Source organism: Pseudorhodoplanes sp. (assembly GCF_050250235.1).
Taxonomy (GTDB): Bacteria; Pseudomonadota; Alphaproteobacteria; order Rhizobiales; family Xanthobacteraceae; genus Pseudorhodoplanes.
This window is the reverse complement of sequence record NZ_JBFWPA010000026.1, coordinates 22,544-49,114: the sequence shown is the minus strand read 5'-3', so window position 1 is coordinate 49,114 and position 26,571 is coordinate 22,544. Positions and strand designations below refer to the sequence as shown.

At 62.6% G+C, this 26,571-nt stretch carries 27 protein-coding genes; 18 read left to right on the top strand and 9 right to left on the bottom strand.

Features of this window, described 5'->3' with window-relative positions:
- Nucleotides 1–85 precede the first annotated feature (85 nt).
- On the top strand, nt 86–1,069 hold the full coding sequence (locus AB7F49_RS13955) for a Bug family tripartite tricarboxylate transporter substrate binding protein (RefSeq protein ID WP_428523270.1): 984 nt from the start codon (nt 86–88) through the stop codon (nt 1,067–1,069).
- A 97-nt stretch (nt 1,070–1,166) separates the two neighbouring features.
- Here AB7F49_RS13955 and AB7F49_RS13950 read toward each other — a convergent pair whose 3' ends face one another.
- Nucleotides 1,167–1,901, bottom strand: coding sequence for a GntR family transcriptional regulator (locus AB7F49_RS13950; protein WP_428523268.1), 735 nt, complete (start codon nt 1,899–1,901; stop codon nt 1,167–1,169).
- Between the two features lie 99 nt (nt 1,902–2,000).
- Between AB7F49_RS13950 and AB7F49_RS13945 the strand changes: the two genes are divergently transcribed.
- The 5 genes from AB7F49_RS13945 to AB7F49_RS13925 all read left to right on the top strand — a co-directional run bounded on the left by AB7F49_RS13945 (nt 2,001) and on the right by AB7F49_RS13925 (nt 7,462).
- Nucleotides 2,001–2,906, top strand: coding sequence for a fumarylacetoacetate hydrolase family protein (locus tag AB7F49_RS13945; protein WP_428523266.1), 906 nt, complete (start codon nt 2,001–2,003; stop codon nt 2,904–2,906).
- A 26-nt stretch (nt 2,907–2,932) separates the two neighbouring features.
- The gene (gene dctP, locus AB7F49_RS13940) at nt 2,933–3,922 is read left to right on the top strand and encodes a TRAP transporter substrate-binding protein DctP (RefSeq protein WP_428523264.1); all 990 of its coding nucleotides are present in this window, start codon (nt 2,933–2,935) and stop codon (nt 3,920–3,922) included.
- A 9-nt stretch (nt 3,923–3,931) separates the two neighbouring features.
- A complete protein-coding gene (locus AB7F49_RS13935; protein WP_428523262.1) occupies nt 3,932–4,459 on the top strand; it encodes a TRAP transporter small permease in 528 nt (175 codons plus the stop codon).
- 36 nt (nt 4,460–4,495) lie between these two features.
- Nucleotides 4,496–5,788: a TRAP transporter large permease gene (locus tag AB7F49_RS13930; protein ID WP_428523260.1), complete on the top strand. Its 1,293-nt coding sequence runs from the start codon at nt 4,496–4,498 to the stop codon at nt 5,786–5,788.
- Between the two features lie 132 nt (nt 5,789–5,920).
- Nucleotides 5,921–7,462 carry a DUF3825 domain-containing protein gene (locus tag AB7F49_RS13925; RefSeq protein ID WP_428523258.1) on the top strand — a complete coding sequence of 514 codons (1,542 nt, stop codon included), beginning with the start codon at nt 5,921–5,923 and terminating at the stop codon, nt 7,460–7,462.
- Nucleotides 7,463–7,477: 15 nt separating this feature from the next.
- Here the strand turns inward: AB7F49_RS13925 and parE are convergent, their stop codons facing one another.
- Nucleotides 7,478–9,565 (bottom strand): DNA topoisomerase IV subunit B, encoded by a 2,088-nt coding sequence (parE, locus tag AB7F49_RS13920; RefSeq protein ID WP_428523256.1) that lies wholly within the window; start codon nt 9,563–9,565, stop codon nt 7,478–7,480.
- A gap of 180 nt (nt 9,566–9,745) precedes the next feature.
- On the opposite strand from parE, the gene AB7F49_RS13915 reads away from it, so the two are divergent.
- From AB7F49_RS13915 to AB7F49_RS13900, 4 genes are all read left to right on the top strand, one after another.
- Complete coding sequence (locus AB7F49_RS13915; protein ID WP_428523254.1) at nt 9,746–10,267, top strand: DedA family protein; 522 nt, start codon at nt 9,746–9,748, stop codon at nt 10,265–10,267.
- A gap of 16 nt (nt 10,268–10,283) precedes the next feature.
- Nucleotides 10,284–11,057: an FkbM family methyltransferase gene (locus tag AB7F49_RS13910; RefSeq protein WP_428523252.1), complete on the top strand. Its 774-nt coding sequence runs from the start codon at nt 10,284–10,286 to the stop codon at nt 11,055–11,057.
- A 200-nt stretch (nt 11,058–11,257) separates the two neighbouring features.
- Nucleotides 11,258–12,253: an MBL fold metallo-hydrolase gene (locus AB7F49_RS13905; RefSeq protein ID WP_428523250.1), complete on the top strand. Its 996-nt coding sequence runs from the start codon at nt 11,258–11,260 to the stop codon at nt 12,251–12,253.
- 67 nt (nt 12,254–12,320) lie between these two features.
- Nucleotides 12,321–13,283, top strand: a complete 963-nt coding sequence (locus AB7F49_RS13900) for an MBL fold metallo-hydrolase (RefSeq protein ID WP_428523248.1) — start codon at nt 12,321–12,323, stop codon at nt 13,281–13,283.
- Nucleotides 13,284–13,337: 54 nt separating this feature from the next.
- Here the strand turns inward: AB7F49_RS13900 and copM are convergent, their stop codons facing one another.
- Both copM and AB7F49_RS13890 read right to left on the bottom strand, forming a co-directional pair.
- Complete coding sequence (copM, locus tag AB7F49_RS13895; RefSeq protein WP_428523246.1) at nt 13,338–13,754, bottom strand: CopM family metallochaperone; 417 nt, start codon at nt 13,752–13,754, stop codon at nt 13,338–13,340.
- 65 nt (nt 13,755–13,819) lie between these two features.
- On the bottom strand, nt 13,820–14,185 hold the full coding sequence (locus AB7F49_RS13890; protein WP_428523245.1) for a hypothetical protein: 366 nt from the start codon (nt 14,183–14,185) through the stop codon (nt 13,820–13,822).
- 297 nt (nt 14,186–14,482) lie between these two features.
- On the opposite strand from AB7F49_RS13890, the gene argC reads away from it, so the two are divergent.
- Nucleotides 14,483–15,541, top strand: a complete 1,059-nt coding sequence (argC, locus tag AB7F49_RS13885) for an N-acetyl-gamma-glutamyl-phosphate reductase (protein WP_428523243.1) — start codon at nt 14,483–14,485, stop codon at nt 15,539–15,541.
- 7 nt (nt 15,542–15,548) lie between these two features.
- On the opposite strand, the gene AB7F49_RS13880 is transcribed toward argC, so the two are convergent.
- Genes AB7F49_RS13880 through AB7F49_RS13870 form a run of 3 tightly spaced genes read right to left on the bottom strand, consistent with a single transcriptional unit; the run spans nt 15,549 to nt 17,251 of the window.
- Complete coding sequence (locus tag AB7F49_RS13880) at nt 15,549–16,325, bottom strand: TSUP family transporter (protein WP_428523241.1); 777 nt, start codon at nt 16,323–16,325, stop codon at nt 15,549–15,551.
- Nucleotides 16,326–16,348: 23 nt separating this feature from the next.
- Nucleotides 16,349–16,891 (bottom strand): rhodanese family protein, encoded by a 543-nt coding sequence (locus tag AB7F49_RS13875; RefSeq protein WP_428523239.1) that lies wholly within the window; start codon nt 16,889–16,891, stop codon nt 16,349–16,351.
- 42 nt (nt 16,892–16,933) lie between these two features.
- Nucleotides 16,934–17,251, bottom strand: coding sequence for an ArsR/SmtB family transcription factor (locus AB7F49_RS13870; RefSeq protein WP_428523237.1), 318 nt, complete (start codon nt 17,249–17,251; stop codon nt 16,934–16,936).
- A gap of 93 nt (nt 17,252–17,344) precedes the next feature.
- On the opposite strand from AB7F49_RS13870, the gene AB7F49_RS13865 reads away from it, so the two are divergent.
- The gene (locus AB7F49_RS13865) at nt 17,345–18,214 is read left to right on the top strand and encodes an MBL fold metallo-hydrolase (RefSeq protein WP_428523236.1); all 870 of its coding nucleotides are present in this window, start codon (nt 17,345–17,347) and stop codon (nt 18,212–18,214) included.
- 46 nt (nt 18,215–18,260) lie between these two features.
- On the opposite strand, the gene AB7F49_RS13860 is transcribed toward AB7F49_RS13865, so the two are convergent.
- Both AB7F49_RS13860 and AB7F49_RS13855 read right to left on the bottom strand, forming a co-directional pair.
- Entirely contained in the window at nt 18,261–18,671 is a 411-nt protein-coding gene (locus AB7F49_RS13860) for an MAPEG family protein (RefSeq protein WP_428523319.1), read from the bottom strand.
- Nucleotides 18,672–18,841: 170 nt separating this feature from the next.
- Nucleotides 18,842–20,650, bottom strand: coding sequence for a PHA/PHB synthase family protein (locus AB7F49_RS13855; RefSeq protein WP_428523234.1), 1,809 nt, complete (start codon nt 20,648–20,650; stop codon nt 18,842–18,844).
- A 200-nt stretch (nt 20,651–20,850) separates the two neighbouring features.
- On the opposite strand from AB7F49_RS13855, the gene AB7F49_RS13850 reads away from it, so the two are divergent.
- From AB7F49_RS13850 to AB7F49_RS13825, 6 genes are all read left to right on the top strand, one after another.
- On the top strand, nt 20,851–21,342 hold the full coding sequence (locus AB7F49_RS13850; protein ID WP_428523232.1) for a hypothetical protein: 492 nt from the start codon (nt 20,851–20,853) through the stop codon (nt 21,340–21,342).
- 108 nt (nt 21,343–21,450) lie between these two features.
- Entirely contained in the window at nt 21,451–22,668 is a 1,218-nt protein-coding gene (locus tag AB7F49_RS13845) for an LL-diaminopimelate aminotransferase (protein ID WP_428523230.1), read from the top strand.
- A 31-nt stretch (nt 22,669–22,699) separates the two neighbouring features.
- On the top strand, nt 22,700–24,031 hold the full coding sequence (locus AB7F49_RS13840; protein ID WP_428523228.1) for a homoserine dehydrogenase: 1,332 nt from the start codon (nt 22,700–22,702) through the stop codon (nt 24,029–24,031).
- 49 nt (nt 24,032–24,080) lie between these two features.
- On the top strand, nt 24,081–25,076 hold the full coding sequence (glpX, locus tag AB7F49_RS13835; RefSeq protein WP_428523226.1) for a class II fructose-bisphosphatase: 996 nt from the start codon (nt 24,081–24,083) through the stop codon (nt 25,074–25,076).
- A gap of 10 nt (nt 25,077–25,086) precedes the next feature.
- A complete protein-coding gene (locus AB7F49_RS13830) occupies nt 25,087–26,121 on the top strand; it encodes a hypothetical protein (protein WP_428523224.1) in 1,035 nt (344 codons plus the stop codon).
- Nucleotides 26,102–26,560, top strand: a complete 459-nt coding sequence (locus AB7F49_RS13825) for an N-acetyltransferase family protein (RefSeq protein WP_428523222.1) — start codon at nt 26,102–26,104, stop codon at nt 26,558–26,560. The genes AB7F49_RS13830 and AB7F49_RS13825 overlap by 20 nt, the downstream gene beginning before the upstream one ends.
- Nucleotides 26,561–26,571: the final 11 nt, after the last annotated feature.

The following is a 26,571-nucleotide window of genomic DNA, read 5'->3' as shown; positions in this document are numbered from 1 at the left end:
GCCGCATATCGCCGCACCGCTATGGTGCGAGTCGAAGGCCGCACGGCAGCCTCTGCCGGAGACAAGGCCGCAACGGGAGGTTCGCATGGCAAACAGGTGGGGCCTTCGGGCGTCGCTCGGGCTTGTGGCGCTGGCATTGTCCGCGGGGATCGCGTCCGCTCAGGATCCTGCAGCATCGTTTCCAAACAAGCCGATCCGCATGGTGGTCGGATTCGCTGCCGGCGGCGGCAACGACATTTTCGCTCGGCTGATTTCGAGCGAGTTGCAGAAGCGGACCGGCTGGACCGTGGTGGTCGAGAACAAGCCGGGTGCCGGCGGCCGGCTGTCGGCCGAACAGGTCGCGCGCGAGCCGGCGGATGGCTACACCATCCTGGTCGGCGCCAGCGGTGCGATGGTGATCGGACCGCTGATCTTCAAGACCGAATACGACACGCTGAAGAGCTTCACGCCGGTCACCATGATCGGCGATTTTCCGCTGTTCCTTGCGGTCGGTGCCGACAATCCCGCGAAGTCAGTGAAGGACCTCGTCGCCTGGACCAAGGCGAATGCCGACAAGGCGAATTACGCGACCTCGTCGCCGGCCTTCACCCTGCCGTCCGAGCTGTTCAAGATGAAGTCCGGCGCGAATGGCACGGCGATCCCCTACAAGAGCTCCGCGGAGTCGATCCTTGGCGTGATTTCCGGCAATGCCGCCATGACCGTGGTCGATCCGCCGCCGCTTGTCCCGCAGGTGAAGGGCGGCAAGATGCGCGCGCTTGCGGTTCTTTCGAAGGATCGCTTCCCTGATCTGCCCGACGTTCCGACCATGACCGAGTCCGGCTTTCCCGATGTGAATGTCAGCCTGTTCAGCGGCTTTTTCGTGCCGGCCGGGACGCCGAAGCCGATCGTCGACAAGCTGCACAAGGAGTTGAGTGCCGTCATTACCGAGACTGACGTGACCGGCAAGCTGCGCGGCATGGCGGTGCGGCCGAAAGGCTCCGGCACGGAAGAGTTTTCCAAGATCATCGCCGACGAACAGAAATTGTGGGCCGACGTGATCAAGGCCGGCAATCTGAAATTCGGCAAATAGCCGCGGACCACAGGCCACAGGAAAGGGCGGTGCCGGGATAACAAGACAAGATGTGCCGCTTTCGACTGACGCGGGGCGAGAGATCGCTTCGCGTTTTTTATTTGACCGGCGTTGAAAACGCGTCGCCGGCGGCGGCGAGCTGCAACAATTCCGCGATTGCCTGCTCGGTGGTCGCAAGATGCGCGTCCATCAGTTGTGCCGCGCGCGTGGTGTTGCGCGAAAGCACGGCGTCCATGATCGCCCGATGGTCGCCCACCGCGTCGCGCACCTTGGCTGCGGTTTCCTTGCGGCGCAGCAGGCGCAGCTTGCGATAGCGTTCGGAATGGTCGGTCAGCGTATTCCAGAAGCGCAGCCTCCATGGCGACCCGCAGGCCGAAACGAGCGCAAGGTGAAATGTGCGATGGCGCACCTCCCAGAGTTCGGCGGCGTTGCGGTCGCTGGCGCTTCTCGGCAGCGGCGTGCGTGCGAGCTGTTCCATGGCGTCGCCGATACGCGTTTCCCAGTCGGTGCCGCCGCGGCTGATCGCGAGCGCAAGGCAGCTGCGTTCCAGTTCGCGCCGCGCCGACATCAGATCGTGCCATTCGCCGGAGGAAACGCCGCAGGCGCGGAAGCCGCGCTGCGACTCGCCCTGCACGAGGCCGTCTACGGCAAGCCGCATCAGCGCTTCCCGGATCGGCGTCAGTCCGAGCGCGAAACGCTGCTGCAACGCCTGCGGGCGCAACCGCTCATGCGGCAGCCATTCGCCGTTCAGAAGTTCGCGGCGTAGCAATTGATAGGCGCGCTCGGCTTCGGAACGCGGTTCGAGGCCGAAAGTGAGGGCAGGGTCCTGCATCCGGGAATCGCTCGGAAAGCCGTTTGACATATTTTATAAATTTTGATTCACTGCAATTTATAAATTATTGGCTCCGCTGACAATAGGAGTTCGAGACGCATGAGCTGGTCGCTCGCAACCGTGGCGCTGAACGGACCGACCGCCTGTCTTGAGGTCGGGGGCCAGCTGTACCGGCTCGGCCCGTCGCTGGCCCGCGCGGGATCGACCGGCATCGCGACGGTTGTCGAGTTGTTCTCGGACTGGGAGCGGCATCAGGCGGCACTCGACAAGGCGGCGGCGCTGGTCGATGCCGAAGACCGCGTGCCCGCCGGTTCGCCGCGGCTGGCGCCGCTGCTTTATCCCGGCAAGGTGCTGTGCGCGGGCGCGAACTATTACGACCACATCAAGGAGATGGGGGTTCCCGATACTCGCAAGGAGGCGCAGCGGCTGTTCTTCTTCTTCAAGCCGCCGCGCAATGCGGTGGTTGGCGAGGGTGCGACCGTGCACATGCCGATCGGCACGAAGGCTTTCGACTGGGAGATCGAGCTTGCCGCCGTGATCGGCCGCAGGGCGCGCGCGGTGAAGGCGGCCGACGCGATGGCGCACGTTGCGGGCTACACCGTCAGCATCGATTTCTCCGCCCGCGACCATAACCGCGCGCCGGAGACCTTCTACAAGCTCGACTGGGTGGCGGGTAAGGCGCACGACACCTGCTGCCCGATGGGGCCGCGTTTCGTTCCGGCATCGGCCATTCCCGATCCGCAGAATATCGGGCTGAAACTGTCAGTGAATGGCGGCGTCAGGCAGGACGGCCGCACCACCGACATGATCTTCTCGATCGCCGAGCAGATCGAAATCCTGTCAAACATCATGACGCTCGATCCGGGCGATGTCGTGCTCACCGGCACGCCGGCAGGCGTCGGTGCGCCGAAACAGACGTTCCTTTCGGTCGGAGACCGTGTGGATGCCGAGATCGAAGGGATCGGCAAGCTGTCGGTGACGATTCAGGAGCCGCTGATCGGGTGAACGGCGCAACAGAGGGGAGTGTCGACATGATCACCAGACGAACCGTGATTGCGGCCGCGGCCGCGTTTGCTCTATCCGCACCTGCCGCTGTCGCGCAGGCGCCGATCCAGTTCCGGATTTCGACCGCAGGCGCCGAACAGGACTGGCTCGCGCGCTCGCTCTATCAGTTCAAGGAGAATGTCGAGAAGGATTTGCCCGGGCAGATCGCGATCTCGGTCCATCCGAATTCCTCGCTGTTTCGCCAGGGCACCGAGCTGCCCGCGATCCAGCGCGGCAATCTCGAGATGAGCACGATGACGACGTTCGAGATCGAGCAGCAATTGCCGGAATACGGCATCTTCTCGGCCGGCTATGTGTTTCGCGACTACGACCACATGCGCAAGGTGATGGATGGCCCGATCGGCAAGGAATACATCGCCGCAGTCGCCTCGAAGATGGGCATCGAGATCATCGACTTTATCTATCTCGGCACGCGCCAGGTGAACCTGCGGCAGTACCGCGACGTGAAGACGCCGGCCGATCTTGCCGGCGTGAAGCTGCGCATGCCGCCCGGCGCCGGCTGGACCGCGCTCGGCCGCGGTCTTGGCGTCACGCCGACGCCGATGGCAATGCCCGAAGTCTATCTTGCGATGAAGAGCGGGGCCATCGACGGGCAGGAGAATCCGCTGGCGCTCGCGCGCTACAACAATCTCCAGGAAGTCTCGCAGCAATTCGTTCTGACCGACCATCTGGTGCAGCCGGTTGCGTTTGCGATCGCCAAGCCGGTCTGGGACAAGCTGACGCCGGCCCAGCAGGCCGCGATGCGCAAACACGCGCGGACGGCTGCGCAATTCAACGATCAGGGCCGTCTCAAGGACGAGAAGGAACTGGTGGCCTTCTTCGAGAAGGCGGGGCTGAAGGTCACCAAGCCTGATCTGGCGGCGTTCAAGGCTTCGGTCGACAAGCAATACGCCGATGCCGGCCTGTCGCAGAAATGGCAGAAGGGTCTCGCCGAGCGCATCGCCAACACCAAATAGGGCGCGGCCGTGCCGGCTCGTCTCGCCGCCATCGTCGCCCGGTTTCGCACCATTGCGGAATGGGTGACGACGGCGATGCTGTTTGCGGTCTTCCTGATCTACCTCGTCGGCATCGCAGCCCGATATTTGTTCGCGTCGCCGATCGCGTGGTCGGACGAACTCGCGATGATCGTGTTCCTCTGGTGCATGTTCCTCACCGATGCGTTCGTCAACCGCGACGCCGACCATGTCGGATTCGATATCCTGTGGGAGCGGCTGCAACCGTCCGGGCGCCGGGTTGCCGGTCTGCTGCAGACCGGATTGTTCGGAATTCTGTTCGCCGCCGCGTTTCCGGTCATCGTCGATTACGTGATGTTCCTGTGGCGGGAGCAGACCTCGGCCCTGCAATGGCGGCTCGATCTCGTCTACATCTGCTTCATCATCTATTTCGCGATGGTGATCGTCCGGCTCGCGGCGAAATTCGTGACCCTTGCCGGCTCGGGCTGGCGTGAAGCGGTCACGGACGAAAGCCCCGCAGCGCCGGACGTGGTCGGTTGACATGACGGCCCGCGGCAGCGTCACGGTCACCGGGCCATGAGCTGGCCCTTCATCGCGCTTCTGTCGGTGTTCGTGGTCGCGGCGGCGCTGCGGCTGTCGATCGTGCTGTCGATGTTTGCGGCCGGCATCGTCTATCTGTGGGCGAGCAGGCAGGATATCGGGCTTCTGGTCGACCAGACCCTCAACTCGACGATCACGCTCAACATCCTGCTGGCGATCCCGCTGTTCATCCTGACCGCGAACATCATGAATGCGTCCACCATCTCGGAGCGGCTGTGGACATTCGCAAATGCGGTTGTCGGCCGGCTGCCGGGCGGACACGGTCACGTCACGGTGCTGACCAATCTGATCATGTCATCGATGTCGGGATCCGCTGCGTCCGACGCCGCGGGTGCCGGCATGGTGGCGATCAAGATGATGCGCAAGCAGGGGCATTATCCCGGCGGACTGGCGGTCGCGGTCGCGGCCTCGGCATCGCTGCTCGGTCCGCTGATCCCGCCGTCGATCCCGATGGTGCTTTACGCGCTGATCTCCGGCGCCTCGATCGGCGCGCTGTTCCTCGCCGGCATCGTGCCTGGCCTGTTGATGGCGTTGTCGATATCGATCCTGATCCTGCTGATTGCCCGGCGCCGCAATCTGCCGCGCGGCGAGCCGGTGCCGGTCCGTCAGATGCCACGGGCCTTCGGCCAGGCCTTCGTGCCGCTGACGCTGCCGGCGGTCCTGCTTGGGGGCATCTGGGGCGGTGTGTTCACGCCGACCGAGGCCGCGGCGGTCGCCGCCTTCTGGGCGATCCTGATCGGCGCGGTCTGGTACCGCAGCCTGTCGTTTGCCGGGATCGCGGAGGCGTTCCGCGAGTCGACGCGGCAATCCTCGGTGGTGATGCTGCTCCTCATCTCTTCCTTCATCGTCAATTACGCAATCACCAATGAGGGACTCGGGGATGCGCTCTCGCGCTGGATCGCCTCGCTCGATCTCCCTCCGCTTGCCTTCCTGCTGCTCGTGAACGTGATGTTTCTCGTGCTCGGCACGGTGCTCGACGCGGCGGTGATGCTTCTTGTGTTCGTCCCGGTGCTGCTGCCCACGGTGAAGGCGCTTGGCATCGATCTTGTTCATTTCGGCGTGGTGGTGATCGTCAATTTCATGATTGCGATCATCTCGCCGCCCTACGGGCTGATCCTGTTCGTGCTGTCGTCGCTGTCGAAGGTGCCGATGCGCGACATCAACCGCGAGATCTGGCTGTTCATCCTGCCGCTGGCGATCGTGCTGCTGATCCTGATCGCATTTCCGCAGGTCACGCTGTTCGTGCCGCAGCTGTTCGGTCTGAAATAGTGGACTTTGCCAGAAATGGGATAGCGCACTGAAAACAAACAACTTTTTCAGAATGCTGACGAAGCCCTTGCGCTTTTAGCACGCATTTGGAGAATAGCTAATAGATGCAATCACAGGTAGACTGGGTCGTTTATGACCGTTCGGCAGCCGGAAATCCTTGACGAGGGATGGTATCTGCACCGCAACAACCGGAGCCATGGCCCTCATGGCCGCCGTATCATTGTCGAGTTGATGCGCAACGGCACGCTTGCTTCGACCGATCTCATTTGGTTGCCCGGGCCCGATGTTTGGAAAAGCGTAGCCGAGGTAACCAACCTGCTAGCGGTTCTTGGCAAGGCGAACGGATCGCTTGCTGAGACGGCGCTGCACACCCGCGAAACTCCGTCCACCGAAAATCCGCACGCTTCAAAGCTCGCTAGTGTTGCCGGGGAAGAACAAACTGGGTCGAGCGCGACGTCGCCCAATGGAGCGGGTATCACGAACCAGGAACAGACCAGTCAGAGTCGCTTGGCTTCATCGACAGCCGCGACGCAAGGCCGTGCCGCAAGCAGTGCCGTTGCGGCGACGTTGCCTGAACGAACGCCGCAGGCGGCACCGGACGCGATCAGCGATCAATCCGTTGAGTCGTCTGTGGAACTCCCAACCCGGACGGACGATGACTACTCGCACAGACATCGCAATCTTCTCCAGTGGGCGCTTATCCCGTCATCGCTCCCGCACGTGTATGACAAGCACCAATATCCGAATGTGTATGATGCCCTGAGAAGCCTCGCTCTTCGCGAGCAATGGTCAATTGGAAAGGGAAAGGCAGACAAACGCTGGCCGCTGCTTCAGCGATATCTGTCGCATACTTTTGACCGCTTGCGGCGGGATGCTGTCGACAAGATCTATTATGCTAAGAAGGGCGGTGTCCAATGGGCGGTGTTCAACACCGGTCTGGTCAACAAGATGTATGATCCAATCTGCATGTTGTTCTCCGAAAATCCCGCGTTTCTGCGCCATGACGCGTATCCACCGTGGAAGCTGGTCCACATTTGCGTTCCGAGCCAAGTCATGGAAGGCAAGCGCCTTGATGATATCTTCAAGGAAATCCCGCCCGCTGCGCAATATTTGAAAGATGCATCGGAACTCATCATCCCGCCGGGTGAAGAGATCAAGTTTGACGCAAAGCACGTCATTTTCGACGCTATCGAGGATGATCGCTATCCGGCACAATTCCTTGAGCAGTTCACTCCGCTCGATTTCAAATGGGAGGACTATGCACAATTTGGAGACCGCGACCGGAAGCTCGAATTTCTCAAGCGCTACAGCAATCGGCTCTGTCATGATGAAAAGAATGCCGCCCGCTATCGGGCGATCATCAACAGGGTGCGGGATGCAATTGCGGTCGCGAGCAAGCGGACCTTCTGGAACTATAAAACTGCGATCCCGTCCTATTATCCGAAATTCGACGAACTGAGTTTGCTGCTTCCATTGTGCCTCGACGACAGGGACGAAAACGCGGCGACGGTTGCATTGGTCGTATCGAAGCGGGAGTCGGGTGTGTATCGCGCCTGGACGGTCTATCCGCTGGAATGGGCCTATGAACGCGCGAGGGTCGTTTGCAGACCCGACAGCGATTGGCTGGTCCCAGATCGAATCGAAACGCGCGGCGGAGATGACGCGTCAGATTGATTTTGACGGGGCGGTCTACACGTCCAACAAATCCTCACTGGCAAATTCCGCCCGCTCCTGGATGAAGGCGAAGCGTGCTTCGGGCTTGGTGCCCATGAGCTGATCGACCGATTTCGAGGTGGCGGCGCGTGCGGCATCCGCCAGCGTGACCCGCAGCAGCGTGCGCTTCTTCGGGTCCATGGTGGTTTCCTTGAGCTGGGCGGCCATCATTTCGCCGAGGCCCTTGAAGCGGCCGATCTCGACCTTGGCGTTGGCGTGAAACTCCTTCTTGATCAATTCGTCCCGGTGCTTCTCGTCGCGCGCGTAGAAGGTCTTGCCGCTATGCGAGAGCCGGTAGAGCGGGGGCACGGCGAGATACAGGTGCCCGTCCTCGATCAGCTTGGGCATCTGCCGGTAGAAGAACGTGATCAGCAATGATGCGATATGCGCGCCGTCGACGTCGGCGTCGGTCATGACGATGACCTTGTCGTAGCGCAATTCCTGCTCCCGGTAATGGCTGCCATAGCCGCAGCCGAGCGCCTGGATCAGATCCGCGAGCTGCTGGTTTTGCGCGAGCTTGTCCTTGCCGGCGGACGCGACGTTGAGAATTTTTCCGCGCAGGGGCAGCACCGCCTGCGAGGCACGGTCGCGCGCCTGCTTGGCCGAGCCTCCGGCGCTGTCGCCCTCGACGATGAAGATTTCCGAACCCTGCGCCGCGGTATTGCTGCAATCGGCCAGCTTGCCGGGCAGCCGCAATTTTCGCACCGCACTCTTGCGCGCGACATCCTTCTCCTGCCGGCGGCGCAGACGCTCCTCGGCGCGCTCGATGACGAAGTCGAGCAGCTTGTTGGCCTGCACCGGATTTCCGGCGAGCCAATGGTCAAACGGATCGCGGATCGCCTGCTCGACCACGCGCGCAGCCTCCGGCGTTGCCAACCGGTCCTTGGTCTGGCCCTGGAATTCCGGCTCGCGGATGAATACCGAGATCATCGCGCAAGCGCCCGCCATCACGTCGTCGCTGGTGATCACTGCAGCGCGCTTTTCCTGGTTGGTGCGGGCGGCGTGGTCGCGCAGCCCCTTGAACAGCGCGGTACGCAAACCGCTCTCATGGGTGCCGCCGTCGCGTGTCGGGATTGTGTTGCAGTAGGAGGAGACGAACGGATCGATGTCCGCGACGAAGGCGATCGCCCATTCCGCCGAGCCGTGACCGGCCTTCTTTTCGGAGCCGCCTGCGAAAATATCGGGATGCACGCGGGTCGCGCCGTTGATCGAGGCCGCAAGATAGTCCTGCAGGCCGCCGGGAAAATGCAGCACCGCTTCCGCGGGCGTGTCATCCTTGATCAGCGCCGCGTCGCACGACCAGCGGATTTCGACTCCGCCGAACAGATAGGCCTTGGCGCGCGTCATCTTGAACAGGCGCGTCGGATCGAACTTCGTCTTGTCGCCGAAAATCTGCGGGTCGGGCTTGAAGCGCACCGTCGTGCCGCGGCGATTGTTGACCTTGCCGAGCTTTTCCAGTCCGCCCTTCGGCTTGCCGCGCGCGAAGGTCATCTTGTACAATTGCTGGCCGCGCGCGACCTCCACCTCCGTCTTCTCCGACAGCGCATTGACCACCGACACGCCCACGCCGTGCAGGCCGCCAGAGGTCTCGTAGACCTGCGAGTCGAATTTGCCGCCGGCATGCAGCGTGCACATGATGACTTCGAGGGCGGATTTTTTCGGGAATTTCGGATGCGGGTCGACCGGCATGCCGCGGCCGTTATCGGTGACCGACAGCCAGCCATCGGCGCCCAGATGCACTTCGATGAAGGTGGCGTGGCCGGCCAGCGCCTCGTCCATGGCGTTGTCGATCACCTCGGCAAACAGGTGATGCAGCGCCTTCTCGTCGGTGCCGCCGATATACATGCCCGGCCGGCGGCGGACCGGCTCCAGTCCTTCCAGCACCTCGATATGGCGGGCGGTGTACCCGCCGTCGCCACCACTGCCGCGTGTGCCATCGGCGCGCCTGGAGCCGGGCTTTTTGGCCGCTTTCCCAAGCTCGAACAGGTCCGCGGTCTTCTGGGTTTTCTTCTCGGCCCTGGCGTTTTCATTCGCGGTCCGGGACAGTCGGGTGGTTTTGGCCATGCGGTTCTTGGGTCACGGGCTGAAATGTGATTCGGAGTGCGCCCACTATGCCACGCGCATGGCAAATCCTTGATACCGCGAACCAATCTCCACGATTTTACCACCTTGCCGCACTTGGCCGCTGGAACATTGGGCAAGGCCGGGCTAGATCAGGGCCCCGCCGGGTCCTTCACAAAAGTGATGCAGGAATATTCACAGATAGTCATTGAGTTCGTGCGCCAGAATCACTGGTGGGCGTTGCCGATCGTATTCCTGCTGGCGTTCGGCGAGTCGCTCGCCTTTCTCTCGCTGTTCATTCCCGCATGGGCCTTGCTGGTGGCGATCGGCGCGCTGATCAACGCGTCCGGCCTCGTGTTCTGGCCGATCTGGCTCGCCGCTGCCGCCGGAGCCTCCGTCGGCGACTGGGTGTCCTACTGGTTCGGGTTCCATTTCAAGGACCGTATCGCGCATATGTGGCCGTTGTCGCGCCATCCCGACATGCTGCCGCGCGGCCACGCCTTCATGGAGAAATGGGGAATTCCGGGCATCTTCGTCGGCCGTTTTTTCGGTCCGTTGCGCGCGACGGTTCCGCTGATCGCGGGTATCCTCGAGATGGATTACTGGAAATTCCAGATCGCCAACGTGCTGTCGGCAATGCTGTGGGCATACGTATTGCTTGCCTTCGGGGATTTCGGTTTCGGACTGATGAAATGGTTCCGTTGATCGTTGGGCGACGCGCGTGAACGCCGCGCCAACCTTTCGCCATCCGATCGGAGCGTTCGAGCGCAAGGTCCGCAGCCTTTACGACAGCCTCATGCGCGGCCTCGGCCGCGTTCCCTACATCGCGCAGGCGCAGGGTGCGCGCTTCGTCGTGGACACCACCGACCTGATCGATCGCGAAATCGCGCTCAACGCGATCTGGGAGGCGGAACAGCTTGAAGACTTCGCCGCGGTCTGCCGGACGCACCATGTCGATTGCTTTCTCGATATCGGTGCCAATGCCGGCGTCTATTCGATCATGCTGGCCACCAAGCATCTCGGCGGCGAGATCATCGCTTTCGAGCCCGATCCCGGAAATCGTGCGCGGCTTCTCGCCAACATTGCCGCCAACAACTTGCAAGGCAAGATCCGTGTTGTGGAGGAAGCTGTCGGAGACCGGCCAGCCGAGGTGGTGCTGATGGAAGCGGGCAGCCACAATCGCGGCGAATCCTGGATCGCGCATCCGGACAAGCCGGCGGAGGAGGCACGCGGGGTCGCAACGCATGTCGTGCGGCAAATCCGCTTCGACGACGTGTTCGCGCTTTCCGGCAGGACCGTTCTGGTGAAGATGGATGTCGAAGGGTCGGAGTTCCACGCGCTTGCCGGTATGGAGCGCACCCTGCGTGACAACCGGTGCTATCTGCAGGTCGAGCTTTATTCGGACCGGTTTGACGATCTGAAATCGCTGTTTGAGCGGCTCGGCTATCGCTATCTGAAGACGAATTATATCGACCACTATTTCACCAATCTGTAAGCCGTTTCGCGTCCGGCCGGCGCAAGTGCCAATGCTGCAACGCGCAAGGGTCGCCGTGTCGCATGGAATAGGGCGGGTCCGCCGGTGTTGAATATGGGTCCGACACAAGGCAGGCGCATATCGTCTCAACTTGCGGATCATGTCACGGCGCTGTCGTTCCAGAGGGGCAGCATTCGCCGACCAACAAGGAGGGGTTTCTGATGAATAACCTGTCACGTCGAGGTCTGATGTCCGGTGTTGCCGCCGCGGGTGCTGCTGTCGCACTTGCCCCCGCGACGACCGCGAAAGCCGCAGCACCGGCCGCCGGCAAACAGGCGCCCGGCTATTATCGGCACAAGGTCGGCGACTTCGAGGTCACCGTCGTGACCGACGGCAAGGTGGTCATACCGCTTCCAGAAACCTATGTCGCGAACGCCAAGAAGGACGCGGTCAACGAGGTGATCGCGGCAAACTATCTGCCGACGAATTCAGCCACACACCTTTACACCCCGGTGGTCATCAATACCGGGTCGAAGCTCGTCGTCATCGACACCGGGCTTGGTCTCGGCACCTTCGCGCAGAGCAAGGGGGCCGCCGGCCAGTTTCATACCAATCTGGCGGCCTCCGGCATCGATCCGAAATCGGTCGATGCGGTCGTGATCTCGCATTTCCACGGCGATCATATCAACGGGCTGCTCGATGCCGACAACAAGCTCGCTTTCCCGAATGCGGAAATCATGGTTCCGGCCGCGGAGTGGAAGCAGTGGATGGACGATTCCAACATGAGCAAAGCGGCCGGCACGCCGGTTGAGGGAAACTACAAGAACTCGCGACGCGTCTTCGGTGCGTTCGGCAACAAGGTGACGCAATACGATGATGGCAAGGAGCTTGTAGGCGGCATCAAGGCAATCGCGACGCCCGGCCATACGCCGGGTCACATGTCCTATCTGGTCACGTCGGGCCCGCGCAGCATGATCGTGCAGTCCGACATCACCGCAGGCATGGCCTTCCTGTTCGTGAAAAATCCCGACTGGCAGCTTGCGTTCGACATGGACAAGGCGCTGGCGGTCCAGTCGCGCAAGAAAATCTACGACATGGCAATTGCGGAAAAGATCCCGGTGCAGGGCTTCCATTTCCCGTTCCCCGGTCTCGCCTATGTCGAGAAGGACGGCAACGGATACCGGCTGATACCGGCCACATGGAATCCGACGCTCTGACACATCGACTTGCAAGGGCCGTCCGAAAGGGCGGCCCTTCTGCTTCAAACGATCGGGAGAACAGGCGATGATTTTGTCCCGTCGACATGTCCTTGCGAGTGCCGCTGCCGCTGCGCTCTCGGGTGCGGCCTCCGTCAAACCGGTTCCGGCCCAGAATGCGCCGGCGCCGGTCGGCGTCCATCGCACCAAGATCGGCGATATCGAGGTGACCGTGCTGTCCGACGGAGCGCGGCCGGGCAAGCTCACGGCAAGCCCGTCGCGCAGCGCGACGCTTGAGCAGTTCCAGGATGCGCTGGCCGCGGACAGGCTCCCGCGCGACGAGTTCGCGTCGGTATTCCACCCGCTCGCGATCCGCACCGGCGGCAAGCTTGTCGTGCTTGATACCGGCAACGGACCGCGCTCGCTGGCCGCGGGCACGGGACGCATGGCCGCGAATCTTGCCGCCGCCGGCTTCGATCCGAAGCAGGTGGATATGGTCATCATCTCGCATTTCCACGGCGACCATATCGGCGGTCTGGTGAGCGCCGATGGCGCGCCGGCCTTTCCAAACGCCGAGGTCAAGGTGCCGCTCGATGAGTGGAATTACTGGCTCGACGACGTCAACATGAACAAGGCCGCCGAGGGCTCCAACCTGCGCAACGCGCACGGCAATGTACGGCGGGTGTTCGGCGCGATCCCCGGCAAAAACCTCACCAAGTTCGAAAGCGGCAAGGAGGTCGCGCCCGGTATCACGACGCTCGCGACCCCCGGCCATACGCCGGGGCATACCTCGTTCGTGATCGCGTCCGGCTCCGGCAGGCTGCTGGTGCAGGCCGATGTGACCTCCGGCATCGCGCTGGTGTTTGTACGCCATCCCGACTGGTTTGGCGGCGGCGACATGGATGGCCCGATGGCGGTCGCAACGCGGCGCAAGCTCTACGACATGCTGGCCGCCGAGAAGATGCCGGTGACCGGCTATCACCTGCCGTTTCCGGCTCTGGGCCAGATCGAGAAAAGCGGCAACGGCTACCGATTCGTGCCGGTGGCGTGAGCACACGCGAGAATGAGACCGCCCCGCATGCGCCGGGCGGCCTGGTTTTCGCGTCTATTTCTCGTTCTGCCCGAGCCAGGTCTGCATCAGCGCGATTTCGCTCTCCTGCGCCTTGATGATTTCCTCGGCGAGTTTGCGGATCTGCGGATCCTTGCCGAAGGCGATTACCGTCTTCGCCATGTCAACGGCTCCCTGATGATGGGGGATCATGCCGCGGACGAAGTCGATATCGGCATTGCCGGTGAAGGCGATGTCCATGCCCTCGTGCATCTTGGCATTGATGGCGTGATAGGCGAGGCTCGAGGGCCCGCTGTCGCCTTTCGGCTTGCTGCTGCCATGGGCGGAATGGTCGGCGGCAGCGGCGGGCGCCTGATGCGAGCCATGGCCGTGGTGGTGCTGTTGCGCGACGGCAATCGCGGTGCCGAGCGCCAGCGTGCCGGCCGTGAGGCCAACGATCAGTTTCTGTCTCATCTGTATCTCCAAAGCTGAATGACGCGCGCAGCCGAAGCGGCGCGCGGATTGCGATTCCGAAGAAGTCAGCCTTGGAGACGGGGAGGCGGCAGCGCCGGCGCGGTGAGCATTGGGTCGAGTGACGGCGTGGGGGTGGCCGCCATGATCGCGAACAGGATCGGATGGGGCGGGCGCGCCATTATCGGCAGCGGCTCCACCGCCATGAAGCATGCAAAGGCATTGCACGGAACATGTCGTGCCGGCGGCGTCTGGTCGTCATGGCAATCGGGTACGGCGTGATGCGAAACGTGGCCGGAATGTCCGGCCTGCTGAAGCGATGCCTGAGCCGAGGCATACGCGCCAGAGAACGTCATCACCGGCCCATGCATCAGGCTCATTGCCCCGAACAGGAGAACGAAGAAGAGACGCAGGATGGTGATGATCCGCTTCATGCCAGGTGCACCAAGCCAAGCCCGTACCAATACTTCAAGTCCGTGACTGCCGAAAGACCGGTTCCTCACGGAATTGACCAGCAGGATGCAGCAGCCTATATGGCCGCATCATGACGATCAGCCCGAAGTGTCTTCGCCGTCGCACCGCTTTCGCGGTCCGGGCGGAGCGGTTTGGCTGATCCGATTCTTTGCCGCCGGCCTTGAAGCCGCGGTGCTTGCCACCAAATCCGCGCTTCCCAGGGTTCATCCGGCGACTTAAGTACCGGCGGCGAGACCGCCCGGCTTGCGGAGAAAGATATGGCGACGAAAGCGAAGATCGGCATTCTGGGCGCTTCGGGCTATACCGGCTCCGAGCTGGTCCGCATGCTCATCCGCCATCCGCGCGCCGACCTTGCGCTATTGACCGCCGACCGGAAGGCCGGGCAGGAGATGCGCAGCGTGTTTCCGCAATTCTCGCCGTTTGATTTGCCGACGCTGGTTTCGATCGAGGGGCTGGACTGGAGGGCGCAGGCGCTCGACCTGGTGTTCTGCGCGCTGCCGCATGCCACCACCCAGAAGGTGCTGAAGCAATTGCTGGCGGATGCGCCGGAAACCAAGGTCGTCGATCTGTCGGCGGATTTCCGGCTCAGCGATATCGCGGCCTATGCACGCTGGTACGGGCATGAGCATCATGCGCCGGAGCTTCAGAAAGAGGCGGTGTACGGCCTCGCCGAGATCCACAAGCGCGAGATCAGAAAGGCGCGCCTCGTTGCCAATCCCGGCTGCTACACCACCTGCGCGCAGCTGCCGCTGGTTCCGCTTCTCAAGAACAAGGCGATCGAGACCGAGGGCATCGTCGTCGACGCCAAGTCCGGCATGACCGGTGCGGGCCGATCGGCCAAGGAGGCGATGCTGTTTTCGGAAGTGTCGGAAGGCTTTCACGCCTATGGCGTCGGCGGTCACCGGCACATGGCGGAGCTTGACCAGGAATTCTCGCTGGCCGCCGGCAAGGAGGTGATCGTCAGTTTCACCCCGCATCTGGTGCCGATGAACCGGGGGATCCTGTCGACCATCTACGTGCAGGGCCGGAGAGGGCGGACGCCGGAGGAACTTCACGAGATACTTTTGAAGTTCTACGAGAAGGCCGACTTCGTGCATGTCTTGCCATTCGGCGAGACCCCGCAGACACGGCATGTGCGCGGCTCCAACTGGACCTTCATCGGGGTCGCAAACGACCGCATCCCGGGACGCGCGATCATCATTTCGGCACTCGACAATCTGGTGAAGGGCGCCTCGGGTCAGGCGATTCAGAACATGAATTTGATGATGGGTTATCCCGAGACCACGGGAATCGATCAGGTCGCGCTGTTCCCCTGACCGATGGTCAGCGCATCAGGGATGTGGCCACGACGTAAAGGCCGGTGCTGATTACGATCGCAGAGAACACGTAAGTGAGCGCGCGCTTTTGCGTCGCGAGCCGGCCGGCGGCCACGAGTCCGATGATGCCGCCGGCCGCGCCGCCGAGCACGAACAGGCCGGCGATGCGCCATTCCACCAGCCCCGACGCCGCATAGCTTGCGGCCGTGGTGGCTCCAAACAGGGTGACCGACACCAGTGATGAGCCGATCGCGTCCAGCATCGGCATCGCGGTCGCGCCGATGAGGCCGGGCACGATCAGGAAGCCGCCTCCGATCCCGAAAAACCCCGACAGCAGACCGACACCGAAGCCCGTGGCGGCGAGGATCGGGAGGAGCCGCGGCGCGGTCGCACGGTCGAGCTTCACGCCGGCATCGTCGCCGGATCGTCGCGGCCGCAGCATGACCACGCCAACGATGATCATCAGCGCGCCGAACAATGCGAGCAGGCGCGATCCGTCCATCATCTTGCCGAGTTGCGCCCCGCCTGCCGCGCCCAGAATGCCGGCGATTGCGAACACGATGGCGCAAGGCCAGCGCACGTTGCGGGCACGCGCGTGTCCGATCAGGCTGACCGCTGCGCTGGCCGCGACCGCCACCGCACTGGTGCCGATCGCCGCATGCACGGACGGCATGCCGACCACATAGATCAGCAGCGGCACGGCGAGAATCGAACCGCCGCCCCCGATCAGCCCCAGCGAGAGGCCGACAAGGCTGCCGGATGCCATTGCGGCAAATGCTTGCATGTGCGGTGCTGGGTTGTCGCGCTTCAGGCCGCGGGCGAGGGGTTGCGCCGGTTCCAGGGCATGAGGTCGAGGACGCGGGCCATGCCGCAGAAGCCGGTAACGCCCGCGAAAATCAGCCCGGCGCCGACAAAGGCGGACAGCAGATAAAAGCCGGGCGCGACGGTCGCGCCGAGCAGGGCGCCGAGCACCACGAGGCTGCCGGCGACGATCTGGACCTGCCGCATGGTCGGTATCGGCGCCGAACGGTCGATCTCGACCGGAAGGCCGGCCTTCTTCCAGGCATCGATGCCTCCGTCGAGGATGTAGGTCTCGATATCGGCGGGCATGCCGCCCGCAAGACGCGGCGCGTTCTGCGTCGTGCGATTGCCGGACTTGCAGTGAAAGATCAGCACCTCGTCGCCGGGCTGTGCCGGATGGCTTCGGTCGAGAATCGACACCGCATGGTGGCGAGCGCCTTCAATCCTCTCGCGCGCATATTCGTCGCGCTCGCGGATATCGACGAGGACGGCGCCTTCGCGCATCAGCGTAGCGGCGCGTTCCGGGGAGATAGGGGTCATCGCGGTCATGATCGGTTTCCGTTGCTGTTTTGCGTTATCTCAATGTGACGTTCATTCATCCCGGCAATAGATGTCCTTCAACACCGAGATGATACGGGCGACGTTCTCGTCAGCGATACGGTAGTAGATCGTCTGGCCGTCACGGCGAGTGGCGACCAGATTGTCGTCGCGCAACTTCGCCAGATGCTGCGAGACCGCCGATTGTCCGACTCCGACTGCCGCAACGATAGCGCCAGCCGACATTTCGCGCGCGGTCACCAGACGGCAAAGAATGAGCAGCCGCGTTTCGTTCGCGAGCAGCTTCATGAGCTGCGCCGCTTCGCCGGCGCGTTGCTCCAGTCTCTGCATCACTGCTGCCGGGACAGCCATCGCACTTTCCTCTATTAGATATTGCTAATTTAGAATATGATAATATCTTGTCAAGACCTGAGACGACCCGAATGAACGAAGGGAGACCTGGACATGACCGCAGGGCCTGAAATCAAAGCGTTTTTCGACGAACCGACCAACACGGTGAGCTATCTCGTTTCCGATCCGGAAACGCGTCAGGCCGCGGTGATCGACCCGGTGCTGGATTACGATCACCGCAGCGGCAAGGCCGATATTCGCTCGGCGGACGCCATCCTGAAATCTGCGTTCGATTCCGGGCTCACCGTCGCCTGGGTGCTGGAAACGCACGCGCATGCCGACCATCTGTCCGGCGCGCCCTATATCAAATCGAAAACCGGCGCGAAGGTTGCGATCGGCGAGCATATCCGCGATGTGCAGCGGATTTTCCGGCCGGTCTTCAACGCGACCGACGTGTCGGGCGACGGCAGCGAGTTCGACAGGCTGCTTGCGGATGGTGAAACGCTCAAAATCGGCAATCTTCAGGTCGAGGCCATCTACACGCCGGGTCACACGCCCGCCTGTCTGTCCTACAGGATTGGCGACGCGGTCTTTGTCGGCGACACCTTGTTCATGCCGGATTATGGCACTGCACGCGCCGACTTTCCCGGGGGCGACGCGCGCACGCTGTATCGCTCGATTCAGCGGCTGTTGTCACTTCCTCCCGAGACGCGGCTATTCATGTGCCATGACTACAAGGCTCCCGGCCGTGACAGCTATGCCTGGGAGACCACGGTCGGTGAAGAGCGTGCCCGCAACGTGCATGTCGGAGCGGGCGTGAGCGAGGACGACTTTGTTGCGATGCGCGAGAAGCGGGACGCGACGCTCGCTGCGCCGGTCCTGCTGCTGCCGTCGATCCAGGTCAATATTCGTGCGGGAAAATTTCCGCCTGCGGAATCGAACGGCGTCCGATATCTGAAGGTTCCGGTGAAGCTCGCTTCGTAAGGGCGAAGTAGCGAGGTGGCACGCCCGGTGCCACCCTCGTTTTCTTCTACACGATGCGGAAAATCGCAAGCACCAGGACGATCTGCGCGAGAAAGCTGACGAAGAAGGCAAGCGTGCGGAACACCGGCAGCCCGAGCCCATAGATGATGGCATGAGCCAGTCGCGACCAGAAATAGACCGCGCAGGCAATCGCGGTGGTGCGGGTCGAAATATCGAGCGTATTGAGAATCAAGACCAGCGGCGCAAATGTCACGAGATTGTCGACGGCGTTGGTATGGGCGAAATACAGCCGGTGCGCCCAGGGCGATTGCGGCTTGTCCTTCGGCGACGGATTGTCGAGCGTGCCCCACAATCCGCGGACCTTGATGCGGTCCAGCGTATACGGGATCCAGATGACCAGCGTCAGGATGCAGGTCATCGTCAGCCAGAACAATTCCTTCGAAAGCTGCCCCGTCATTTCGCCCAGCACCGTCGCCTCCCGTTCGATTCCCCTAACGTCTCAACTATATCGCGCGGCGGGCGCAATGCGATAGCCTGGGGCCACACGCGGCATATACGGTTCTGCCCGGCCCGGAAGCTTGAGTTTCATGCGCTCAGAGGGCGTTCGGCGCGTTCGCCTGACTCGCGTTACGACTTCGCCTTCACATAACTTCCCGGTGCGTCCTCGATCGGCACGAGCTTGCCGCCCCCGGGTTCGCGCGCAGGGACCTGCTCGTCCCCGAGCGATCTGATCCAGTTGCGCCAGTCGGGCCACCACGAGCCGGGATTTTCCTTGGCTTTTTTCAGCCAGGCCTCGATGTCGGAACCGGTAGGCTTCGGCCCGGTCCAGTATTGGTATTTGCGCTTTGCAACCGGATTGACGACGCCGGCAATGTGCCCTGATCCGGAAACGACGAAGCGAACGGGCCCGCCAAAATATTTCGAGCCGACGAACACCGACTTGGCCGGCGCAATGTGATCCTCGCGGGTGGCAAGATTGTAGACCGGCACTTTCACCTTCTTCAGATCGAGGGTCACGTCGGCGATGGTCATCCTGCCTCGGGTGAGGGCGTTGTTGAGGTAGCAGTTGCGCAGGTAGAAGGAATGGTTGGCCGCCGGCATCCGCGTCGCGTCCGAATTCCAGTACAGAAGGTCGAACGGGAAGGGCGCCTTGCCGCGCAGATAATTGTTGACGACATAGGGCCAGATCAGGTCGTTGGAGCGAAGCATGTTGAAGGCGGTCGCCATCTTGGTGCCTTCGAGATAGCCCTGTTCGCGCATGCGTTGTTCGAGCGCTTCGAGTTGCTCCTCATCGACGAATACCTTGAGATCGCCGGCGTGGCGAAAGTCGACCTGGGTTGCAAAAAAGGTTGCCGATTTGATCCGGGAGTCGCCCTTCGCGGCCATATAGGCGAGGGTCACCGCGAGCAGCGTGCCGCCGACGCAATAGCCGGCCGCATGCACCTCGCTTTCACCGGTACTCTGCTGGATGGCATCGAGAGCGGCAAGCGGTCCTTCCCGCATGTATTCGGCAAAGCCTTTCTGGGCGAGCCGTGCGTCCGGATTGACCCAGGAAATAACGAACACCGTGAGTCCCTGGTCGACGCACCATTTGACGTAGGATTTCTCCGGCGTCAGATCGAGTACGTAGAACTTGTTGATCCAGGGCGGCACGATCAGGAGCGGCGTCTTGAGGACGGTCTCGGTCGACGGGGCATACTGGATCAGCTGGATCAGATCGTTCTGGAAGATCACCATGCCGGGCGAGATCGCGAGATAGCGGCCTACCACGAACAACGTCGGGACGGATTGGCGGATCTTGATGTTGCCTTTCTCGTCGATGTCCTCGGTCAGCATCTTCATGCCGCGCACAAGGTTTTCCGCGTTCGAGGCGAGGGTCTCGCGCAGCAATTCCGGATTGGTGAGAACGAAATTCGAGGGTGAAATCGCGTTTGCGATCTGACGAATATAGAATTCGGCCTTCTGGCGCGTATGGGGATCGAGCGATTGGGCGTCGGCAACCAGCTTCTCGGCCCATTCGGTGGAGAGCAGATAGGTCTGCTTGAGGAAATCGAAGAACTGGTTGCTCGACCATTCCGGGTCGGCAAAGCGCTTGTCCTTCGGATCGGCCTTCACGACGGCCGGCGCATCCTCCCCGGCCATCCGCTTGACCGCGCTGCCCCAGAGTTCGAGATAGGCGGTGCCGAGCCTGCGCTGCAATTCGACCGCGCGCTGCGGATCGGACAGCCAGTATCCGGCCACCTGACCCAGTGTCTTGACCGCATCCCTGACCTGATCGGGGTAGTCGAGTGTGGCCGCCCCTTCCTCACGGGGCTTCAGATACGCGGCCAGCGCCTTGCCGCCCTGTTCGACGAGGCGCGCGACATTGTGCGCGAAGCGCTCGATGTCGACGCCGCCACCCTCAGGCACGACCGGTTGATCCGGCAGTTTGTTCATTACCCCGCTCAATGTTGTTACAGGCCGAGATGGCGCTGCTATTGTCCTCCCGCAAGGTGACGCTGGTCGGACGCCGCCCCCGCGGCCGTGTTAACCGCCCGTTCTTTCATCCTTGCTTTGGTCATATTAGCCGGTTACCCGCGCAATTGCCCCTCAGAACAATGCCGCAGATGTCAAATTGCCGTTTGAGTGCATTTCCCGTGCCGGGTGCTGTCTCCGGTCTGCGGGTGCTGGCACTGGCACTGCTGCTGTCCGGTTGCTCGACGAGTCAGATCGACTCCATTCCGCAGGAAATGGGCGGGCTCCCGGCAAATGCGCCCGCTCGGCCGGCCGAGGCGCCCGCCTTTCCCGCCGTTCACGACATGCCGCCACAGCGCGCCACCGGCGTGCTTGATGCAGAGCAGCAAAAAAAGCTCGAGGCCGACCTGATCGCGGTACGCAACCGCCAGCCCAATCAGCAGAAAAACATCGCACGGGAAAAGAAGAAGGCCGAAAGGCAGGCGAAAGCAAAGGCGAACAAGGCAAACAAGGACAAGCTGGGGCCCAGGTCCGGCAAGAAGAAGGTCCGAAAGCCTCGCGAACAGGCTGCCGGCGGTGCGTCGCCTCCGTCGGGCGCCGGAGGCCAGGCCACGACCGGAGCGCCCCCATGGCCGCTGCCGCCCCAGCCCTCTGGCGCAACCGCGCGCCCGTGATAAAAAGCGTCGCACCTGCCGGCACTTGAATCGCCCCATCGCCCTGAATTCCGGCTCAGGACCGGCCTGCGGGCCCTGAAAAGCCCCTGGCGCCAAGGACACGTTCCCATGGAAGAGTTTTACCGCGTCCGCCGTCTGCCGCCCTACGTGTTCGAGCAGGTCAACCGCGCCAAGGCCACCGCGCGCAATGGGGGCGCCGATATCATTGATCTCGGCATGGGTAACCCGGATTTGCCGGCCCCGCAGCACGTGATCGAGAAGCTCAAGGAGACGCTCGGCAAGCCGCGCACCGACCGCTATTCGGCATCGAAGGGGATCGCCGGGTTGCGGCGTGCGCAGGCCGCCTATTATGCACGCCGCTTCGGCGTGAAGCTCAATCCCGATACCCAGGTGGTGGCGACGCTCGGCTCAAAGGAAGGCTTCGCCAATGTCGCACAGGCGATTACCGCGCCGGGCGATGTCGTGCTCGTGCCCAATCCGAGCTATCCGATCCACGCCTTCGGCTTCCTGATGGCGGGTGGCGTGATCCGCTCGGTGCCAGCCGAACCCAATCCGGAATTCTTCGCCGCGCTGGAACGCGCGCTGCAGCATTCGATCCCGAAGCCGATCGCGGTGATCGCCTGTTATCCGGCGAATCCGACGGCGTGCGTCGCCAGCCTTGATTTCTATCGAGACCTCGTTGCGTTCGCGAAGAAGCACGAAATCTTCATCCTGTCCGATCTTGCCTATGCCGAGGTCTATTTCGACAACAACCCGCCGCCCTCGGTACTGCAGGTGCCGGGCGCGGTGGATGTCACGGTCGAATTCACCTCGATGTCGAAGACCTTCTCGATGCCCGGCTGGCGCATGGGCTTTGCTGTCGGCAATGAGCGCATCATCGCGGCGCTCGGCCGCGTGAAGTCCTATCTCGATTACGGCGCGTTCACGCCGGTGCAGGTGGCGGCGACCGCGGCGCTGAACGGACCCGACGACTGCATTCGCGACATGCGCGAGATTTATCGCAAGCGGCGCGACGCGCTGGTCGACAGCTTCGGCCGCGCCGGCTGGCCCATTCCATCGCCGGCGGCTTCGATGTTCGCCTGGGCGAAACTGCCGGAGCCGTTCCGTGGGATGGGCTCGATCGAATTCGCGAAGCTTCTTGTCGAGAAGGCCGATGTCGCGGTCGCGCCTGGAATCGGTTTTGGCGAGCACGGCGACGATCATGTACGGATCGCGCTGGTCGAGAACGAGCAGCGCATCCGCCAGGCCGCGCGCAACATCCGTCGCTTCCTCGAAACCGGAATCGACAAGCTGCACAACGTCGTCCCGCTCGCCAACCGGCGCTAGCGCTCAGCTTCGCTCTTTCCCGGAATTGAACATGGTCGCGCCCCTCAAGGTGGGTATTGCCGGCTTAGGCACGGTCGGCGCTTCAGTTGTCCGGCTGATTGCCGAAGGTCAGCTTGCCGCACGCTGCGGCCGCAGCGTCGAGGTCGCAGCCGTTACCGCGCGTGAAAAGGGCAAGGATCGTGGCGTCGATCTGACCGGTATTCGCTGGGTCGAGAATCCGCTGACGCTCGCAAGCGATCCGGGCATCGACGTTTTCGTGGAACTGATGGGCGGCGAGGACGATCCGGCAAAGGCCTCGATCGAGGCCGCGCTCAAGGCGAAGAAATCGGTGGTCACCGCCAACAAGGCGCTGCTGGCGAAACACGGGATGACGCTCGCGCAACTTGCGGAGACCAGCGGCGTTGCGTTGAACTTCGAAGCCGCAGTAGCCGGTGCGATCCCGATCATAAAGACCTTACGCGAAGGATTCGCCGGAAATTCCTTCGCGCGCATCTATGGCATCCTGAACGGGACCTGCAATTATATCCTGACGCGGATGGAGCAGGAAAAGCTGTCATTTGCCGAATGCCTGAAGGACGCACAGCGGCTCGGCTATGCAGAGGCCGACCCGACATTCGACGTGGAGGGCTTCGACACCGCGCAGAAGCTGGCGATTCTGGCCTCGATTGCGTTCGGCACCAGGGTCGATTCCGATGCAATCCATGTCGAGGGAATTTCCTCGATCGCGCCTGCCGATCTCATCGCGGCCGACGAACTCGGCTATCGCATCAAGCTGCTCGGTGTGGCCGTGAAGACCGAAAGCGGCATCGAGCAGCGTGTGCACCCGACCATGGTGCCGAAGGATTCCGCGATCGCACAGGTGATGGGCGTCACCAATGCGGTCACCGTCGACGCCGAAGGCATTGCACCGATCACGCTGGTCGGTCCGGGTGCCGGCGGGCTGGCGACCGCATCCGCGGTGGTCGCCGATATCGGAGATATCGCAAGAGGTGCCCGCGTCGCGCCATTTGGCCGCGCGGTGAAGGGTCTCATCGCCGCCGGCAAGGCGCCCATGCAGTTGCACGAGGGCGGCTATTACATCCGGCTGCTCGCGGTGGACAAGCCGGGCACCGCCGCAACCATCGCCACGCGTCTTGCGGAGCAGCACATTTCGCTCGAATCAATTGTGCAGCGCCACCTGGTTGGGCCCGGCTCGGGTCCGCAGGGCGGCAAGGACGCCAAGACCGCCACCGGGCCGGTTCCGGTTATCCTGATCACCTATGCGACGACCGAAGACGCGGTTCGCCGCGCGCTTGCAGCCGTGCAGGCTGACAATGTCATTTCGGGCGCGCCGCAATTGATCCGCATCGAGAAAAACCGATAGAACAATTGTCGAGGCGGCCGGAATCGGGCTGCCGGGAAAAGGGGACGAGATGGCGCCGACGATCACCGTACAGCCGCATCAGGTGCTCGAGCGCGTGCTGTCGCTCGAAATCGTGCGTGTGACCGAGCGCGCGGCCGTATCCGCGGCGCGGCTGCGTGGGCATGGCAAGGACAAGGCCTCGGATCAGGCGGCAGTGGATGCCATGCGCCGGGAACTCAACAAGCTGCCGATAGACGGGACCGTGGTCATCGGCGAGGGCGAAATGGATGAGGCGCCGATGTTGTTCATCGGCGAGCAGGTCGGCACCAAGAGCGGGTTCAAGGTCGATATCGCGGTCGATCCGCTGGAAGGCACGACGCTCTGCGCAAAGAACATGCCGGGTGCGATCGCGACGCTGGCCATGGCCGACGCCGGCACATTGCTGCATGCCCCCGATTGCTACATGGACAAGATTGCGATCGGCCCGGGCTATCCGGCGGGTACGATCGATCTGGATGCGCCGCCGGAGGAAAACATTGTCAGTCTGGCAAAGGCCAAGGGCGTGAAGCCCTCCGAGATCACCGCAATCCTGCTGGATCGGTCGCGTCATGCGGACATCATTGCAGCGGTCCGCAAGACCGGCGCTGCGGTCAGTCTGATTTCGGACGGCGATGTTGCCGGCGTCATTCACTGCGCCGAGGCGAAAACCGGAATCGACATCTATCTCGGAACCGGCGGGGCGCCGGAAGGTGTGCTTGCGGCCGCGGCGCTGCGCTGTATCGGCGGGCAGATGCAATGCCGGCTGGTGATCGATTCGGAGGCGTTGCGCGAGCGCACGCTGAAGATGGGGATCAAGGATGCGAGGAAGAAATACGAGATCGAGGACATGGTGAGGGGCGACTGCCTGTTCGCCGCGACCGGCGTTACGACTGGCGCGATGCTGAATGGCGTCAAGTTCGGCAAGAACATCATCGAGACCGACACCGTGGTGATGCGCTCGGTTACCGGCACCGTGCGCTATATCCGCGCCGAGCACCGTCAGCTCGACAAGTTCTATCTCGATTGAGAGGCGCGATATGCCGCGCGACATCTATCTTGTCGGCAGCGTGCCGATGGCAAACGCGCGGACCGTCTTCGAGACGGTGAGCGCCGCGTTCGGGCCGCGCATCAAGCGCATTCCCGATGGCGAGACCGGCGAGCGGCTCAATTGGGTGTTCTGGCAGGAGGAGCTGTTCGCCAATCATCCGGCGTTCGAGCGCTCGGAAAAGGACTTCCAGCTCCACGCCACCAGCGGAAAATCGCATCGCTACCGGCTGAAACCCGGCCTGACCGCGCGCGACGTCGATTTCGAAAATCTGTTCTATGCCGACGTTGCGATCGGCTCGTATCGGACCTTCAAGGAAGTCATGGACGAGGGGAAGATCGCGCCCGGCACGAAATTCCAGGTTGACCTCGTACCGGCGCACTCGGTCATCTGGCTTTTCGTAGACGAGGACCTGCATGAGGCGATTGATCCTGTCTACAACGCCGCGGTGAAGCGCGAGATCGAGAAACTCGCTGCCGCGATCCCCCATGACGACCTCGCGATTCAGCTTGACGTCGCATCCGCGGTCTTCGCGCGGCTCGAGCGGGGTGACGTATCGAACTATGGAGCGACCAAGGCTGAGATGTTCGACAGCTTCAGCCGCATCCTGCTCGATCTTGGCAATCATGTGCCGAGCGACATCGAACTGCTCTATCACTTCTGCTACGGCGATGCAGGCCACCGGCACGTCGTCGAGCCGACCGACATGGGCGACATGGTGGAACTGGCGAACCGGCTGTCCGCGCAAGCAACGCGCAGCGTCGAACTGATTCACATGCCGGTGCCGCGCGATCGCTCGGATGATGCGTATTTCGAGCCGTTGCGGCAGCTTAAGCTCAGGCCCGAGACGGAGTTATGCCTGGGTCTTGTGCATCATACGGACGGCGTCGAAGGTACGCGGACGCGGCTCGCCACCGCCGGGAAATTCGTGCGCGATTTCTCGATCGGAACCGAATGCGGCTTCGGGCGCCGCGACCCGGCGACCATCCCGGAGCTTATGCGCATCCATGCCGAAGTCGCCGCCTGAGCTGGTCATCAGGCCGCTCGAGCCGGACGAGCGCGCGGACTGGGAGCCGCTCTGGCAGGGCTATCTGAAATTTTATGAGTCACGGGTTTCGCCCGAGACGACGGACATGCTTTGGCGGCGGCTGCACGACCCGAACGAGCCGATGTTCGTGCTCGGCGCCTGTTCGGGCGGACGACTGGTCGGGATCGCGCAATATCTTTTCCACAGGTCGTGCTGGACCATCGGGGATTATTGCTATCTGCAGGACCTGTTCGTTGTACCGGAGCGGCGCGGTTTCGGAGCGGGCCGTGCGCTGATCCGTGCGGTGGAGCAGGCGGCGCGCGCGCATGGCGCAAGCCGCGTCCACTGGCTGACGCAGGAAGACAACCGTCAGGCTCGCGCTCTGTACGACAAGCTGGCGGATCGTTCCGGTTTCATTCAATATCGCAAAATCCTCTGACAGACCGAATC